Annotated in this window: 16 protein-coding genes and 1 pseudogene; 10 read left to right on the top strand and 7 right to left on the bottom strand. The window is 46.3% G+C overall.

Annotated elements, in window-relative coordinates; genetic code table 11:
- From P8O70_03480 to P8O70_03465, 4 genes are all read left to right on the top strand, one after another.
- On the top strand, positions 1–198 hold a 198-nt coding region (locus P8O70_03480; GenBank protein MDG2195944.1), incomplete at its 5' end, for a hypothetical protein.
- Positions 195–398, top strand: coding sequence for a RuBisCO large subunit C-terminal-like domain-containing protein (locus P8O70_03475; GenBank protein MDG2195943.1), 204 nt, complete (start codon positions 195–197; stop codon positions 396–398). The genes P8O70_03480 and P8O70_03475, both read left to right, overlap by 4 nt.
- 264 nt (positions 399–662) lie before the next feature.
- The gene (locus P8O70_03470; protein MDG2195942.1) at positions 663–872 is read left to right on the top strand and encodes a hypothetical protein; all 210 of its coding nucleotides are present in this window, start codon (positions 663–665) and stop codon (positions 870–872) included.
- Positions 869–1,051 (top strand): hypothetical protein, encoded by a 183-nt coding sequence (locus P8O70_03465; GenBank protein MDG2195941.1) that lies wholly within the window; start codon positions 869–871, stop codon positions 1,049–1,051. The genes P8O70_03470 and P8O70_03465 overlap by 4 nt, the downstream gene beginning before the upstream one ends.
- 394 nt (positions 1,052–1,445) lie before the next feature.
- Here the strand turns inward: P8O70_03465 and pobA are convergent, their stop codons facing one another.
- The 7 genes and pseudogenes from pobA to P8O70_03430 form a co-directional block, all read right to left on the bottom strand.
- Positions 1,446–2,624 carry a 4-hydroxybenzoate 3-monooxygenase gene (gene pobA / locus P8O70_03460; GenBank protein MDG2195940.1) on the bottom strand — a complete coding sequence of 393 codons (1,179 nt, stop codon included), beginning with the start codon at positions 2,622–2,624 and terminating at the stop codon, positions 1,446–1,448.
- Between the two features lie 55 nt (positions 2,625–2,679).
- Positions 2,680–3,785 (bottom strand): annotated as a pseudogene (locus tag P8O70_03455) (5-methyltetrahydropteroyltriglutamate--homocysteine S-methyltransferase).
- A 49-nt stretch (positions 3,786–3,834) separates the two neighbouring features.
- Positions 3,835–4,617, bottom strand: coding sequence for a class II aldolase/adducin family protein (locus P8O70_03450; GenBank protein MDG2195939.1), 783 nt, complete (start codon positions 4,615–4,617; stop codon positions 3,835–3,837).
- Positions 4,618–4,650: 33 nt separating this feature from the next.
- Positions 4,651–5,598: a ketopantoate reductase family protein gene (locus tag P8O70_03445; protein MDG2195938.1), complete on the bottom strand. Its 948-nt coding sequence runs from the start codon at positions 5,596–5,598 to the stop codon at positions 4,651–4,653.
- A 4-nt stretch (positions 5,599–5,602) separates the two neighbouring features.
- Positions 5,603–6,928, bottom strand: coding sequence for a TRAP transporter large permease (locus tag P8O70_03440; GenBank protein MDG2195937.1), 1,326 nt, complete (start codon positions 6,926–6,928; stop codon positions 5,603–5,605).
- 10 nt (positions 6,929–6,938) lie between these two features.
- Complete coding sequence (locus P8O70_03435; GenBank protein MDG2195936.1) at positions 6,939–7,430, bottom strand: TRAP transporter small permease subunit; 492 nt, start codon at positions 7,428–7,430, stop codon at positions 6,939–6,941.
- Between the two features lie 37 nt (positions 7,431–7,467).
- Positions 7,468–8,508, bottom strand: a complete 1,041-nt coding sequence (locus P8O70_03430; GenBank protein ID MDG2195935.1) for a TRAP transporter substrate-binding protein — start codon at positions 8,506–8,508, stop codon at positions 7,468–7,470.
- Positions 8,509–8,885: 377 nt separating this feature from the next.
- Here P8O70_03430 and P8O70_03425 point away from each other — a divergent pair, with 377 nt between their 5' ends.
- The 6 genes from P8O70_03425 to P8O70_03400 form a co-directional block, all read left to right on the top strand.
- Complete coding sequence (locus P8O70_03425) at positions 8,886–9,803, top strand: TIM barrel protein (protein MDG2195934.1); 918 nt, start codon at positions 8,886–8,888, stop codon at positions 9,801–9,803.
- Between the two features lie 11 nt (positions 9,804–9,814).
- Positions 9,815–10,711 carry a ribokinase gene (locus P8O70_03420; GenBank protein ID MDG2195933.1) on the top strand — a complete coding sequence of 299 codons (897 nt, stop codon included), beginning with the start codon at positions 9,815–9,817 and terminating at the stop codon, positions 10,709–10,711.
- Positions 10,712–10,779: 68 nt separating this feature from the next.
- Positions 10,780–11,244 (top strand): RbsD/FucU domain-containing protein, encoded by a 465-nt coding sequence (locus tag P8O70_03415; protein ID MDG2195932.1) that lies wholly within the window; start codon positions 10,780–10,782, stop codon positions 11,242–11,244.
- A gap of 28 nt (positions 11,245–11,272) precedes the next feature.
- Entirely contained in the window at positions 11,273–12,202 is a 930-nt protein-coding gene (gene rbsK / locus P8O70_03410) for a ribokinase (protein ID MDG2195931.1), read from the top strand.
- A gap of 2 nt (positions 12,203–12,204) precedes the next feature.
- Complete coding sequence (locus tag P8O70_03405) at positions 12,205–13,074, top strand: sugar ABC transporter permease (GenBank protein ID MDG2195930.1); 870 nt, start codon at positions 12,205–12,207, stop codon at positions 13,072–13,074.
- Positions 13,075–13,083: 9 nt separating this feature from the next.
- Positions 13,084–13,575 (top strand): carbohydrate ABC transporter permease (locus P8O70_03400; protein ID MDG2195929.1); only part of this gene is annotated, 492 nt, incomplete at its 3' end.

Genomic DNA, 13,575 nt, shown 5'->3' with positions numbered 1-13,575 from the left:
AACGTTCTTTATGGCAATATCAGCTTGACGAAAGGAGTTCAGGTTACAGATCTTCAGCTCTCTTCAGACTTAAAGGCGCACTTCACTGGACCACACCTTGGCATAACTGGGATTCGTGAACACCTGGGCACCTCTAAAGGCGCACTAGTGATGGCTGATATCGGACCTTTGGGGCGCACAATGAGCTTGCTGAGTTGACATATCGTTTCGCCAAGGGAGGAGTGGATTTGATCATCGATGAACATCTGATTACTGATCAATCCTGGAGTCCTTTTCGAGAGCGCGTCCATGCCTGTTGTAAAGCTGTTGAGCAAGCGAGCGCAAAGACCGGAAGAAAGAGTTGGTATGTTCCAAACATTACCTCCTCTGTGGAAGAAATGAGGCTTAGGGCAAATTGAGCCGCTCGATACGGGGCTGGTGGTCTCTTGGTTTGCCCTGGGTTGAACAGCTTTGAGAGTTTTCACCGACTAAGCCAAAGTCGAAAACCAGGCCTGCCAATCATCGTCTAACCTGCTTTCTTGGGTCCATTTATCCTCTCCCCCAACCCAGGAATCTCTGTTGGGCTCTTGTTCGGAACAATTTTTCGGATGGCAGGAGCAGATTATGTCATGTTCCCGATCCCAAGCTAACGATTCAGTTTTGAAGCTGCAGACTGCAAAGATGTGATTGACCGCTGCTATGCTAAAGATCCTTACTGGGAACAAACATTCCCAGTTGTTGGAGGAAGTATCAGTACAGAACAACTTCCGCAATTGAAGAATGAGTATGGTGATGACGTCATTTATTTAGTGGGCAGACAAATGTACGAAATGTCGGCTGATCTGCCGGAGAATGTGCGCCAATTAGGAAGAATACTAGAAAGAGAGACATGAAATGGGGTGCTTGCCTAGCTTTGTTCCTAGGTTTGATTTGGGGTAGTGCCGTAGCCTCCACTTCTAAAGATGGTGAATTCCAGCTTTTCGATTCTGATGGCTGCCATATTCAATCCTACCGGTCGGCTACTCCAGTTCAGGTGGAAGGAGTACAAACTCTCACTTCGGAATCTGCCTAAGAACTTTGGTTGAGAAAGTCTGTCCATTTTGTGAATGTGCAACTCGTACTTTGACGTCAGGGGCTTTTTCTTCCAGATCAACCTCTAACAATCATTTCAGGAAGTGACTGGTTGGCAAATGTTGGTTTTGGGCAACTCGAAGATCTCTGGGCAGACTATCTTCAACACTACACTCAGCAATGGGATGGAATGATCATCTTTTATTGCACCCCTGACTGCTGGCATTCGTGGAATACAGCTAAGAGAGTGGCTGAGAAATGACCTGAATTGAGGATAGGTTGGTTTCGAGTTGGTTTCGATGCTTGGCAGGAAAAAGGAAATCCAGTGGAGTTCCTTCAACAGCCTCTTCCAATGCCATGATCTCCCTCAGGAGAAACAGGCTAGGATAAAGTTTTCAAAAAGGGAGGCCCACATAGTTTTCAGCGAGGGATTGGGTCGCTGGAGTAGAGGAGGTCAAATAATGAAGTTCTGCTTCCCGAATCTTCTGACCAAAAGTGCCCGTGTCTGGGATGCGATGCATCATGGTGGTCATCCACCAGGAGAAACGCACCGCTTTCCAGACACGAGAAAGCGCTTTTTCTGAGTAGGCCCCAAGACCTGATTCAGAATGTTCTTCGTAGTATTCCTGAAGTGCATTGAAGAGATAGAACACATCACTTGCCGCTAGATTGAGGCCTTTCGCTCCAGTTGGCGGAACAATGTGAGCCGCATCCCCACAAATGAACATTGTTCCAAAACGAAGGGGTTCAGAGACAAAAGAACGTAAAGGAGCGATTGATTTTCCAATCGATGGTCCTGTGGTGACTTGCTCCGCAGCATCAGGCGGAAGACGCAGACGGAGTTCATCCCAGAAGCGATCATCGGACCACTCTTCCACTTTATCCTCCAGGGTACACTGCACATAATAGCGACTACGTGTCATGCTTCTCATCGAACAAAGTGCAAATCCCCGAGGATGGTTCGCGTAGATCAACTCATGCGAAACTGGTGGAACATCCGCCAGGATTCCCAGCCAACCAAATGGATAGACCTTCTCATAGATCTCAATTGCTTGGTCTGGGACAGAAGCCCGACTGATTCCGTGGAAACCGTCACATCCAGCTATGAAGTCACAATCCACACGATGTTCCACCCCATCTTTTTCGTAGCTTACCCAAGGCCGATCGGTATCAAAATCATGGGGTTGTACATTTTGCGCTTCATAGATCGTGATTCCATTAGTCTCTGAACGACGATTCATCAGATCCTTGGTCACTTCCGTCTGACCATAGATCATCACCGTCTTACCACCGCTCATCTCCTGTAAGTCAATTCGATGTCGTTGGCCGTCGAAAGCCAGGTCAAAACCCGAATGAGTCATTCCTTTTGCATGCATGCGCTCTCCACAGCCTGCCAGTTCAAGCAGTTCGGTGGTCCCTTGCTCCAACACACCGGCTCGAATTCGACTGAGAACGTACTCCTGCGACTGCCGCTCAAGGATCAGGGTTTCTACCCCAATGTTGTGAAGCAACTGCCCCAATAGCAATCCAGCTGGACCCGAACCAATGATCACAACCTGCACGCGCTGATTCATACTTCTGAAACCTTAATCATCTTGATTTTCCTTGATTGACTTTCTGGGAAGTCTTTCAAAGTGAGCCCCATACATCCTGAGCTACTTCTGTCACCAAACGCAATTTCGCTGCTTGAGCATCAAAGGCAATGTCATTGCCCTGAACCGTACTGGAGAACCCACACTGTAGCGAAAGCGCTATTTGCTCTAGCGGCATGTAGCGAGCGGCTTCTTCAATCCGTTGTTTCAACTCGTCTTTGGTTTCCATTTCCTGAAGTTTTGTGGTGACTAATCCCAGAACAACTGTCTTAGTCTTTGGAACATGCCGTAAGTGCGCGAAGTCCCCAGATCTTTCATCATCATACTCGAGGAAATAACCGTCTACATCCAACTCATTGAAGAGAACCTCTGCGACCGGTTCATATCCACCTTCTGCAACCCAGGCACTCTTGAAGTTCCCTTGACAAAGATGCACACAGATCCGAAGATCCGCATCGACCTGCGATGGCAGCATTGATCAGCTGCGCATAGCGTCTTGGTAAAGCGTCCGGATCTTCTCCTCTTTGCCGGGCACCTTCTCTCATTATAGGATCCCACAAATAAGCCAGATTCGTGTCATCCAGCTGCACATAACTCGCCCCTCGCTCAGCCAGGGAACGCAGTTCCTCCTGCTAAGCCTTGGCAACATCCGAGTAAAAGTCCTCCATTTCCGGATAAGCCTCTTCGCTGATTGCTTTACGACCTCTCCGAAAGTGCAGCATGTTTGGGGAAAGGATAGTCACCTTGGGGGTCTTGTTCGTAATTGATCTCACAAAGTCAAAATCTGCTCCTTAAATAGAACGCGGGTGGCTGACTCTCCCAGCAACCTTCATCACAGCTGGGGCAAAATTAATAGAGCCATCTGCGGTCTTGAAGCTGACGTTGATATCTCCCTTGATCAAAACACCACCAAGCTGAGTCAAGAAATCAGTATGAAAATAGGTCCTGCGATATTCTCCATCAGTGGTTCTCTCCAAACCCAGATCTTCCTATAATTTGACAATATCGTGGATTGCTCGGTCTTCAACCTCACGTAATTGCTCAGAGCTAATTTCTTGATTACGAAACTGTTCACGAGCATCCAGCGAAAACTTAGGTCGTAGGAAAACCGACATGTTCGGCACGGAATGGTGGCTGTTGCATCTGTTTTCCTCGTTAAATTAGAATGAAAACTGTGACAAATTGTGGAAACTCAAAGTTTCCAAGTTGGATCTTTTTGATCAACCAGACGGAGGAGGGCAGGCCATTCTGGATGACGGTTCTTTGCACCAGCCTGCGCAGAACCCCACTCAAATTGCTCTCGGGTCTTGGCCATGATGCCAGGAGGAATTCTTTGTAATTTTCCCGTCGACATCGCACGTAATTGAACTGCAGCATTACGAATGAACGCCAAGTGCCGAACAAAGGCCCAAGTACAATCTGGACCGGCAGTGATCAGGCCATGATTTCTCAAGACCAGAGTATGGTTTTTGTTCCCCATAGCTTCCAGCAAACGAGGGCTCTCACTCCCGTCAAGAACAATTCCTTCGAAATCATGGTAGCCAACACGCTCAAAGAATTGACAGCCTTCCTGTGTCACTGGGATCACTTCACTATTGGTGGCACACAATGATTGGGAGTGAACTTCATGAGTGTGCAGGACACAGTGTAGATCCGGACGTCCCTTATGAATTGTGGAGTGGATCAAGTACCCAGCCCAGTTGACAGGCCAATCGCTCTCGCTGATCTGATTGCCATCTATATCAATCCGAATTAGATCACTGGCTCGCAGTTCATCGTAGCGGACTCCAAAGGGATTAATCAAAAAGTGATCAGTTCCCGGAATACGAAGGGTTATGTGATTATAAACCACGCTCGTCCAGCCATAGTGATCCACCAAACGATAACAAGCGGCGAGTTGTAGCCTGGTTTGCCACTCAGCCTCAGCCATTCCTTCAGGTGTTCTTGGCCAGAAAATTTCAAAGCTGCGTGCCATCGTACAAGCCGATTGGAGATGAGTGGGACGAGTTTAATGATGAATCGGTTCTGTAGCCCAAAACTCCGGAGCCCGTTCCCGTAACCGAATCAACCGCGCCATTAAATTAGTGAGAGGGACTTCTTTACCGTGCTTGCGAGCGGCTGCCACCAAAAATCCATTGAGTGATTCAATCTCCGTCAGGCGTTGGGCTTTCAAATCTTGGAGCATAGATGGTCGGTGATAGGTGTGGTCTGCGCACGCATAGTCAATCAGGCCGTGCACTTTTTCTGGATTCACAAATGCGCTTTCCAACTGTGCAATGGTAATCGCTTCCTCAGCAATTTCGTGCGCAAGTTGACATCCGTCTGGAAACTGTTGAAGCAGACCTGGAGAACCATCGACTAGACTGCACAAGGCATTCATCGCCATATTGAAACAAGCTTTTTGCCAGATAAATGTGCGTACATCGACTGTGACGTGAGTTTTCAGACCAGCTTGATTTAAATCTTCACCAACCTGACTCACGATCTCGCTCTGCTCTCCATTTGCTGAAAACATCCAAGTTTCAGAGCTGCCAGCAGAGCCTACCTCACCTGGTTTGATAAACTCAGCAGGCATGATTGAAACACCTTCCACAGTTTGATTGATTCCAACGTAAGCTGCAACCTGCTGCCCATTACCCAATCCATTTTGCAGTGTGATGAAATGGGCAGACCGAAGTTTTGTAGGCAGATTAACCAGGGCTTCTTTAATTTGATAAGTCTTGGTGAATAAAAAAACCACATCTGCGGAGTCAGCGTTAGTAACCAAATCGGCTTGTAAAGGAATCAGATGCTTCCGTTTGTCCAAATGACAGATCAATCCACCCTGCTCTTTGATTGCCCTAGCGTGATCAGGAGTTCGATTGAGTAGTTCGACAGAATGCCCTTGTAGAGCGAGTCTTGCCCCAAAAACAGAGCCCATTGCTCCTGCTCCAAGCATACTATATCTCAGCTTCATTGATTCACCCGGAGAGTAGACGTGGGAGCCACAAAACAATACCAGGAAATGCCACCAGAAGCAGAACTCTGAGTAGCTCTGCCCCGAAGAAAGGCATCACTCCTTTGAATGTCTCACTCATGGGAATATCCTCGGCCATCGCATGAATCACAAAAACATTCATCCCGACAGGTGGAGTGATCAAACCGAGCTCCACAACAATCAGCGCTAGAATTCCAAACCAGATTTTTAGTTCTTCCGGGCCCAAACCAAAGTCGAGTCCATCAATTACGGGCCAAAAGAAAGGCATCGCCAGTAAGATCATGGACAATGAGTCCATGAGACATCCCAGAATAATCAGTGAGACTAGCATCAGAAGAAGAATAGTGATCGGATCCAATCCCGATGATTGCATGATCTCCACGGCTGCCTGGGGGACTCCTCCACGAGACATGAAGATCTTGAGCATCTCGGCCCCAAGCAGAATCAAATAGATCATGCCCGAAGTCTTGGCGGTCTCCAACAAGGCTGCTTTGAGTTGTGGAAACTTGATCAAACCTCGATAGATTCCCAGTACTCCAACCAGAAAAACACCTGCTGCTGCGGCTGGAGTGGGATTAAACAAACCAAAATAGATACCACCAATCACTGCTATAAAGATCCCTAGAACCGGCAAAACTCCGAGAGTAGCATTCCAGAATTCTTGAAGATCCATTGGCTCACGGGAGGGGCCTGACTCAGGAAAGAAGCGAACATAGATCGCAATTGTCACCAAAAACAGACCTACTGCCAACAAACCAGGAATCATCGCAGCCATGAACATCGCAATGATGTTTGCTTCCACGATGATCGCATAGACAACCAGAACAACTGAGGGTGGAATCAATATACCAAGCACGCCCCCAGCAGCCAATGTCCCCGTTGCCAAAGAGCCACTATATTTGTAATAGCGAAGCTCCGGTAGCGCCACTTTTCCCATCGTGGAGGCCGTGGCCAATGAGGATCCACAAACAGCCCCAAAACCAGCACACGCGATGATGGAAGACATGGCGACACCTCCTCGAACCCAGCCTACCCATGCATTTGCTGCCCGAAAAAGCTCTCGTGATAGACCCGCCTTGGTTGCCAAATTTCCCATCAGCACAAACATGGGGACCACAGAGAGGTCATAAATGGAAAATTGAATGTAGGCCAGATCCTTCAATTGAGACATGAAGATCAGTGGCCCGTTCAGGATCGTCACACCAATTCCTCCAGTGATGATCATGGCATACGCAATCGGTATCCGCAGTGCGATCAACAATAACAGCCCTGCAAGGCCAGCCAATCCAACGAGTAGTTCGTATGACATGGTTGAGGCGTTACTGGGGGATTAAAGATGGTTCGGGTACTCCATCTGGATGAATAAACGTGATTAGAGCTGCCAACAGGAGAAGCAGAAGAGAGAAAATCGAAGGGACAAACGCATACCAGATCGGCACCTGTAGGATTGTCGTAGTCTCCAGGTAAATCTGGTAATCCAGCAATCCTTCGTACATTCGCCAGATCAACAGAATGCTGAAGGCTGCGGCCACCAAAGAGCCAACTCGGCTTAAAAATCTAACTTTCGAAGGTTTCATTTTTGCCGTGAAGACATCCGCAGAAACATTTGCGAAGGTCAGTTGGCAGTAAGGAAGGAATGCAAAGGAAGCGACCGCCACTCCCATTTCAGTGAGTTCAAAATCCCCAGAAAAGGGAGTGGCAATTAGGAAACCAGCTGCTGCACTGTAGGTGGTCATTATCACCAGCAGCAACAAAATCATACCTCCAAACAGGGCCCAACCTTCGATCAGTTTCGAGGCCCATTTTATCATCTTGGAAACCCTGGAAAATCTTCAGGAATCCAAGACTTCACTTGGAATACTTGGCGACCAGTTCACGCGCCTTGCTGACAAGGCTCTTACCGTCAATGCCAGAACCACTGACTTCTTTCACCCAACGATCGACAACAGGCTTTAGCACTTTCTTGAACTCAGCAGTTTCTGCAGCACTCAATGTGATGTGCTCATTACCTGCTTTGGTAGCTACACCGATGCCAAAAAGGTCAGTACCATGCCAAACTTCGCCAACTTCTCTGACCCAAGCTTCGTTGGAGACCTGCAGGAAAACATCCTGAAGATCTTTGGGCAATTTATCCCATGTCCCTTGATTCATAGACACTTGGAAGGTCGTTGTACCAAAGCGGGTCATATTTTCACCTTCAATCTGGTACTTTGTCATATCCTGGAGCTTCAATGGTGGAATTATTTCCCAGGGGATTAGAGCACCGTCAACAACTTTCTTGGAGAGAGCTTGTGGCAGACCGGGAACTGGCATTGAAACAGGAGCTGCTCCCATTGCTTCCAAAACCCAGGCGCCTGTCCTGGTTGGAATGCGCATCTTGGTACCATTGAAGTCACTCGGTTTGCGGATGACCTTATTTACCATGTGGATCGCTTGTCCCTGATGCACATGCAGAAACATTACTTTGAGGCCCCGATATTCTTCCACAAGATCCTCATCAAACATTTCGCGTATGGCAAGATTTGTTGCCACTGGATCATTCGTATGGATAAATGGGAGTTCAAAAACTTCTGTACGAGGGAACAAGCCCGGAGTGTAGCCATTGACTGTCCAAACAAGATCGACCACTCCATCACGAACCTGACGGATTAGCTGAGGAGGCTTGCCACCCAGCGACATTGCTGGATATATGTCAATTTCCACTCTTCCATTCGACAGTTCTTCAACTTTCTTAACCCAAGGCACCAGCATCTTTGAGTGAGCAGGGGCTTTTGGGCCCAAAAAATGGTGAAGCTTGAGAGTAAACTCTGTAGCTTGCACTGTGCCCGCGACGAGGAGTGCAGATGCACTAAAAATTGTAGCAATCAAGATTGGCAACAGGCGTTTCATGGCGAACCTCTAGGATGGGGATTATCTGGCAAGTTTGGCAGAAACTTTTTCAAACTACCAAACTGCAACAAAGCTTGCTATCGGCGATGCTTTAACGAATAAACAAGAACCAGTACAAAACTCTTCTCTAATAAGAATTTCAAGTTTCAACCTGCTTACCCAAAGAATTAGGTGTCTTTACTTTTATAGCTTTAGCCTCAGACAGGCCCGTAAAAAACTGAGAACAGTTTTGAAAAGGCTTGTTTCAGTTCATTAAACCCACTAATTCGATCATTTATATTCTTGTTATCTGTAATTATTAAATTTCAACTAACCTTCATAATCCACCTACGATGTCATCAGTTATCCCACCAGCATTTGCTTCACGTCTCAATTCAATGAAATCAAAGCCTGAACTTTGGGAAGGTCGAGAAGATCTCATTGGTTGGATTCATCGACAGGGGACAATCACTGGGCTTGAACTTGTTGATTTCAACTACCCTGAACACTTGGAAGGCTATTCACTCTCTGAAGTTAAGATCGCTCTTTCTGAAGCAGGGTTATCGACTGGAGCAGTTTGTCTGAGATATCCAAAGCATTTCAGCTTGGGTGCTTTCACAAATCCAGTTGCATCACTTCGGCGTGAAGCAATCCAGCTGACCTTGAATGCCGGTCAATGGGCAAGGGAGCTAGGTGCGAAAGAATTGATTGTCTGGCCTGCCTATGACGGCTATGACTACCCTCTCCAAGTAAATTACAGTGAACTTTGGCAGTACGTTGTTCAGAGTTTCCGAGAAGTCTGTGATGTTTTTCCAGAACTTAGGGTTTCATTGGAACCGAAACCAACGGAGCCACGCCGTTATTTCATACAGAACACCACAGGGGCTGGATTGTTGATGATATTAGAGGTTGACCGTGAGAACATGGGACTCACACTAGATTTTGGTCACTGCCTGATGGCAGGAGAAAACCCTGCTCAGTCTGTGGCACTGGTTGGAAAGCATAAGAAACTCTGGGGCATGCAGCTCAACGATGGTTTTGTGCGTCCAGGCTGCGAAGATGGGATGCTGCTTGGTTCTGTTCATCCACAACAGACTCTGGAATGCCTCCTCTGGCTTCAACGTATTCAATATGATGGGCACCTGTACTTTGACACATTTCCAATCAATGAAGATCCCGTTCGTGAGGCAGAAGCCAACATTCGACGTTGTACTCGTTGGTGGAATCAGGCCGCTGATCTAGAAGCTAAAGGATTGGGCAACTGGCAATCAGATCATGACATTTTGAAAACTTTCGAAGAAATGGAGGAACTCTGAAAAAACGAGTTTTGGTTGTTGGTGCCGCTAACTTGGACAGGATGGTCTACGTTGATCAGTTACCTGCTGTTGGAGCAACAATCATGGGGCAAGGATATGAAGAGCACCCTGGTGGTAAGGGTTCCAATCAAGCAGTTGCAGCCTCTTTGTGGGGCACACAGACCCAATTCGTTGGTTGTCTTGGTGAAGATGAGGCAGGAACCATCTTGCGAGAGGCCATGCTCAGTGCCGGGGTGAATTTAGATCTTCTGCAAACTCACCCTATCGGGTCAGGCCTAGCGCTTGACTTTGTTGACCAGTTCGGTCGCTACCAGGCTGTTGTGATTTCAAGAGCAAACAAATATGTTACATCTGATTTTCTCAAGCCAGATCCCGCATTCTGGAAAGACATTGGCTTGGTGGTTCAGCAACTAGAAATTCCATTCGAAACAGTTAATGCTGTTGGAAGAATGGCTCTGAATTTTGACGTGCCTGTCCTTTTAAATGCTGCACCTGTTGCCAACATTCCTAAGTCATGGTGGGATTGGATCAACATGCTAGTCGTCAATGAAGTGGAAGCCTCTGCCTTAACTGGCCTTGAAATCCAAAATCCTCAAGACGCAGAAATAGCAGCACAGCAGCTTCACAAACATTGCCCAAATGTCTTAATCACTCTTGGAGAAAAAGGTGTCTTATTGAGCAATGCAGAGGTTGTCGATCACCTTCAAGCCTCTAAAGTTCCTGTTGTCAGTACTCTCGGTGCCGGGGATGCTTTTGTGGGGGTATTTGCAGCCGAATGGGTAAGGCATCAAGATCTTTGGCAAGCAGCAGAGTTGGCAAATCGAGCTGCGGCTGCCAGCGTTCAGCGTTCAGGAGCGCAGGTTTCTTATGTGCGACGAGAAGAATTCAAAAATTGGGGATTGGCTTGATTGAAAAAGTATGATCTAAATCTGTTTTTTTTAATTGAATCACTTAAAAGTTTTCTTTGGGAGGCAACATGCTGAAAAACATTCATCCGCTGCTAAGCGCTGATCTGCTTTACATTCTTCGCTCTATGGGTCATGGAGATGAATTGATCCTGGCTGACTGCAATTTTCCATCAGCATCAGTTGCTGCACATACTGTCACCGGTGAGTTGATCAACATGAACGGGGTCGATATCCCTGAGACAGCAGGGGCGATTCTTTCCGTTTTCCCGCTGGATAGCTTCGTTGAGCATGCTGTGCTAAGGATGGAAGTCGTGGGGAATCCTGATGAGTTGGTCCCTTGTCACACGGATATGAAACGAGTCGTGAAAGAGACCTCAGGCGATCAGTGGAAAATGGGTTCGATTGAACGCTTTGCCTTTTACGAGAGAGCACGCAATGCATACGCTGTCGTTTGTGCTGGAAATGAGAGGAGACCCTATGGCTGCTTTGTCTTGGTAAAAGGGGTCTTAGATCCAGACGGGAACGTAGTCTGACAATCTTCAATAAGTTTGAGAGCAACACATGAAGCCAGTCGTAATTTTAGGTATTTTCGTTGCTGATCTCGCCTTCCGCACACCAAGAATGCCTGTGATGGGCGAAACAGTGATTGGTCCCCTATTTAAACTTGGACCTGGGGGGAAGGGATCTAATCAGGCGATAGCTGCCAAAAGAGCTGGGGCAGAAGTTAGCTTCATTGCAATGCTTGGTGAAGATGCCTTCGCAAAAATCGCTCTTGATTTGTATTCCACTGAAGGCGTCAACACCGAGTATGTTTTCCGCACAGAAGAACAGGACACGGGAGCTGCGGATATTATTATTGATGATGTTACCGGCAATAATGCGATCATTGTCGTGATCGGAGCTGCTGGATTACTTGGCCCAGAGCATGTAGAGCAAGCGACCTCCAGAATCGCTGAAGCATCGGTCTTCATGACTAACTTTGAGGTCTCTTCACCTGCTGTTAATCGAGGATTGGAGATTGCCAAAGCTCATGGTGTTCCAACCATTCTCAACCCAGCGCCCGCTACGGAAGTCCCCTTAGAGATCTTTGCTCTCGCAGATTATGCAACTCCCAATGAAACGGAGGCCTCATCATTCACAGGTATTCAGGTGAATGATGCCAATGATGCTAGAAAAGCAGCTTTGAAATTACGCGAGATGGGTGTTGGTACCGCCTTAATCACCCTAGGTGAGAAAGGTTGCTATGTGCTTAATGATGAATTAGATGAACACATCCCAGCCTTCGATATGACTGGGAAAGTTGTTGAAACGACCGGAGCAGGAGACGCCTTCAATGGCGGATTTGCACATGCCTTAGCCAGTGGTAAGTCCCTGCGTGATGCCATCTTATTTGGGTCTGCTACAGCGGCCCTGTCGGTAACCAAGACAGGAACGGCTCCTGCTATGCCAACAAATACTGAAATCCAATCACTACTCAATACCGGAACCTAATTATGAGAGATTGGTCTCGTCATGTTTTCATTTGGCCGGCTACGCTAGTTGTCTTGCTTGTTACACTTTTCCCGCTTGTCTACACTCTGGACTTGAGTTTTCAAAACTCCAGACTTGTTCCACCATTACCTCCTAAATACATTGGTTTTGGAAACTACACTAAACTATTTGGACAAGAAAGATTTTGGTCTGTCATTGGAAATACAAGTATTTTTGTTTTTGTATCTGTAACTTTACAATATATTTTGGGGTTCGCTATCGCGCTGGCATTACATAGTAAAGTTGCAGGAGAGAAACTCTATCGAATTACTTTTCTTCTACCAATGCTGATGACACCAATTGCAGTAGCATTGTTATGGAAGACTATGTTCAATCAACAGTTCGGTCCCTTAAACCAAGTATTTACATTCTTTGGCTATGCGAATCCACCTTTTCTTACTGAAAATATTTGGAGTTATGGGTCTCTGATAACTGTGGAAGTTTGGCAATGGACTCCATTTGTTATCTTAATGATGCTTGCTGGTTTGCAGTCTTTACCTGCTGATATTTTTGAAGCAGCTCGGTTAGAGAATGCCTCCTCTTTACAAATGTTTTTAGGAATCACTTTCCCAATGCTTTTGCCTCTGTCAGCTGCGGTTATATTTATTCGTATTGTAGAGGCTTTTAAAATTATAGATACAGTTTATATCATGACAGGAGGAGGGCCGGGTATCGCTACAGAAACACTGACTCTTTTCGCTTATCAAGAAGGATTAAAGAAGTTTAATCTCGGCTACACTTCTGCGATAAGCTTTTTATTTCTGATTTTTATCATCATTTTTGGATTGATTTACATGGTTATATTAAAACCCCAAATCGAGAAAAGACGTTGAGAAAAAGTCATGAATAAAAATTCAAATCAAAAAATCATTACCCAAATTTTATGTATTGCTTGGCTAATATTCACTCTATTCCCACTCTATTGGATATTTGTCACATCATTCAAATCACCAATTGCCGTTACTGGTGGACCAACTTACTTACCCTGGATTGACTTTGAACCAACATTAGATGCTTGGAGTGATGCATTTTCTGGTAGTCGAGGTAATTTCTTCGGAACTTTTTTCAATTCAGTTTGGATATCTATAGCTGCTAGTTTGATTGCCGTGGTATTTGGATCCATGGCAGCATATGCACTCGTGAGGTTTACTTTTAAAGTAAGACTATTAGCTGGGGTTGTCTTTGCGGCTTCAGGCATGGGCTGCTATATCTTGGCTAAGGAAATATTTAATTGGAAAGACACCACATCAATGGGATTTTCTTTTCTATGTGCTTTGATTCTTAGTATAACAAGTAATCGTTTACCACTACCAGGACCAATTTTAAAAAATAAT

It is taken from the genome of SAR324 cluster bacterium (assembly GCA_029245725.1).
In the GTDB taxonomy this organism is placed as follows: domain Bacteria; phylum SAR324; class SAR324; order SAR324; family NAC60-12; genus JCVI-SCAAA005.
Note: the sequence above shows the minus strand (reverse complement) of the source record. Positions and strands in the feature narration are given on the sequence as shown.

Excerpts from the sequence above, each read along its gene's own strand:
- P8O70_03465 (MDG2195941.1), top strand. The coding sequence starts at position 869 with ATGAAATGGGGTGCTTGCCTAGCTTTGTTCCTAGGTTTGATTTGGGGT.
- pobA (MDG2195940.1), bottom strand. The coding sequence starts at position 2,624 with ATGAATCAGCGCGTGCAGGTTGTGATCATTGGTTCGGGTCCAGCTGGA.
- P8O70_03450 (MDG2195939.1), bottom strand. The coding sequence starts at position 4,617 with ATGGCACGCAGCTTTGAAATTTTCTGGCCAAGAACACCTGAAGGAATG.
- P8O70_03445 (MDG2195938.1), bottom strand. The coding sequence starts at position 5,598 with ATGAAGCTGAGATATAGTATGCTTGGAGCAGGAGCAATGGGCTCTGTT.
- P8O70_03440 (MDG2195937.1), bottom strand. The coding sequence starts at position 6,928 with ATGTCATACGAACTACTCGTTGGATTGGCTGGCCTTGCAGGGCTGTTA.
- P8O70_03435 (MDG2195936.1), bottom strand. The coding sequence starts at position 7,430 with ATGATAAAATGGGCCTCGAAACTGATCGAAGGTTGGGCCCTGTTTGGA.
- P8O70_03430 (MDG2195935.1), bottom strand. The coding sequence starts at position 8,508 with ATGAAACGCCTGTTGCCAATCTTGATTGCTACAATTTTTAGTGCATCT.
- P8O70_03425 (MDG2195934.1), top strand. The coding sequence starts at position 8,886 with ATGAAATCAAAGCCTGAACTTTGGGAAGGTCGAGAAGATCTCATTGGT.
- P8O70_03415 (MDG2195932.1), top strand. The coding sequence starts at position 10,780 with ATGCTGAAAAACATTCATCCGCTGCTAAGCGCTGATCTGCTTTACATT.
- rbsK (MDG2195931.1), top strand. The coding sequence starts at position 11,273 with ATGAAGCCAGTCGTAATTTTAGGTATTTTCGTTGCTGATCTCGCCTTC.
- P8O70_03405 (MDG2195930.1), top strand. The coding sequence starts at position 12,205 with ATGAGAGATTGGTCTCGTCATGTTTTCATTTGGCCGGCTACGCTAGTT.